Origin of the sequence: Pseudochrobactrum sp. AO18b (assembly GCF_000409565.1) — a bacterium.
In the GTDB taxonomy this organism is placed as follows: Bacteria; Pseudomonadota; Alphaproteobacteria; order Rhizobiales; family Rhizobiaceae; genus Pseudochrobactrum; species Pseudochrobactrum saccharolyticum.
This window is the reverse complement of record NZ_ANNO01000228.1, coordinates 1-2,203: the sequence shown is the minus strand read 5'-3', so window position 1 is coordinate 2,203 and position 2,203 is coordinate 1. Positions and strand designations below refer to the sequence as shown.

The 2,203-nt window shown below is 54.6% G+C and carries 2 protein-coding genes; one reads left to right on the top strand and one right to left on the bottom strand.

The annotated features are described in order from the left end of the window. Positions 1 to 45: 45 nt before the first annotated feature. On the bottom strand, positions 46 to 1,851 hold the full coding sequence (locus tag A918_RS0109470; RefSeq protein WP_022710831.1) for an ABC transporter transmembrane domain-containing protein: 1,806 nt from the start codon (positions 1,849 to 1,851) through the stop codon (positions 46 to 48). A 183-nt stretch (positions 1,852 to 2,034) separates the two neighbouring features. Here A918_RS0109470 and rpmE point away from each other — a divergent pair. After that, the coding region (gene rpmE / locus A918_RS0109465) for a 50S ribosomal protein L31 (RefSeq protein WP_022710830.1) at positions 2,035 to 2,203 on the top strand (169 nt) is incomplete at its 3' end.

Sequence of the window (2,203 nt, the reverse complement as noted above, 5' to 3'; positions counted from 1 at the left end):
GGGGCTTTTTTCATTTCAATGCACCTGCTGAAACTGCAGACTTTGTTAGTTTACCGCCTGCTGAAATTGCAGGCTGGCTAAACGGGCATAAATCCCGCCGGACTGGCTCAGGCTTGCATGGGTGCCCTGCTCAACAATGCGCCCCTGATCCATAACCAGAATATGATCGGCCTTCAAAACGGTCGCCAAGCGATGCGCAATCACCAGTGTCGTGCGTCCCTGCATCAGATGTTCCAGCGCCTTCTGCACCAGCATTTCACTCTGCGCATCCAATGCCGAAGTCGCTTCATCGAGCAGCAGCACCGGCGCATCCCGCAGCAAAGCGCGGGCAATGGCAATACGCTGACGCTGACCACCGGAAAGCATTACACCGCGTTCACCGACAGGCACATCATAGTCACCTTCAAGAGCCATGATAAATTCATGTGCCTGCGCAGCCTTTGCGGCAGCTTCAATTTCCGCATTACTGGCATCCGGTCGTCCGAAAGCGATATTTTCACGAATACTGGCAGCAAAAATCGTCACATCCTGCGGCACCAACGCAATATTGCCGCGCAGATCATCCAGCGACAATTGCCGCAGATCCTTACCATCCAGCAGAATTTTACCCTGTAGCGGATCATAATAACGCAGCAGCAAGGCGATCAGTGTCGATTTACCGGCACCGGAGGCACCGACAATCGCAACAGTCTTGCCCGGTTCAATCACAAAGCTCACATCGTGAAGGGCTTGGTGCTCTGGTCTTGTCGGATAAGCAAATTCCACCTGGGAAAATTCAACGCGGCCTTCAGCACGGATAAGTCTGACCGGTTGCGCCGGTGAAGCGACAGCTGATTCTTCATTCAGCAATTCCACCAGCCGCTCCGCCGCACCGGCAGCCTGTGCCAGCTCCGCCCAAACCTCCGACAGAGCACCTAGAGAACCTGCCGCCACCACTGCATAGATCAGAAACTGCCCCAATGTACCTGCAGACATCCGGCCGTTCATCACATCATGGGAGCCGAACCAAAGCACGGCCACAACACTGGCGAAGATGATGAAGATTGCAAAAGCCGTCAGGATTGAGCGGGAGAGAATCGATTGCTGTGCCGCATCATAAGCGTGATCAACCGCGCCGGTATAATGCGCAATCGCCGGTGTTTCATGGGTAAAAGCCTGTACGGTGCGCACTGCGGCAATTTTTTCTCCCGCATAGGCAGTCGCCAGAGCCAGCTCATCCTGCGCGCGGCGCGAACGGCGGCGGACAGAGCGGCCAAAGGCCACCAGCGGCAAAACGATGAGCGGAATAGCAGCCAGCACCAGTGCCGATAATTTAGGACTGGTGACTACCATCATCACCACCGCACCGATCACCAGAATCAGATTACGCAAGGCGATAGAAGCCGTAGCACCGACAGCGGACTTCACCTGCGTTGTATCGGCTGTCAGACGGGAAACAATCTCTCCGGACTGCACTTCATCAAAAAAAGCAGGCGAAAGGCGGGTAACATGGGCAAAAACATCGCGCCGCAGGTCAGCAACGATGCGCTCCCCCAGCGTAATCACAAAATAATAGCGTGCAGCAGAGGCCACAGCCAGCACCGCAGCCAGAACCATTAGAGCAGCAAAAGACGTATCAACCAGACTGCTCGAAGCCGATATCAACCCGTTATCCAGCAGGCTGCGCACAGCCACCGGCAGAACCAAAGTCGCCATTGCGGCAGTGACCAATGCAACCAGCGCACCGGCAACAGAGCGGGGATATTGACGGACGTAAGGAAAGATTCGCGCCAGCGGCTTTAAGGACCGGCGTGGCTTTTTACCGCTCTCGGCCTCAGAAACCGCTTTGTTTTGTAAATTCGTCGCTGTCATTCTGCTTGCTTGCTATATTGCGCCCTTGTTATTAGCTGCTGCCTGATGTATAGGCTCCCCAACCCTTTTGGAAGCCGTAGCCGTATTGTCTGCAGCTTCAATGAGACAAGTGGGCGTATCTGCCGCAGTTCCGGTGATGGCCGGGGCGTGGCTAAATGCCATAAACCTTTCAGGAAGCTGACTATGAAAGCAGACATTCATCCGGATTACCACACCATCAAAGTTGTTATGACTGATGGTACCGAATATTCAACACGCTCCACCTGGGGTAAAGAAGGCGATACGATGAACCTCGATATCGATCCTTTGAGCCATCCGGCATGGACCGGCGGCAACCAGCAGCTGATGGATC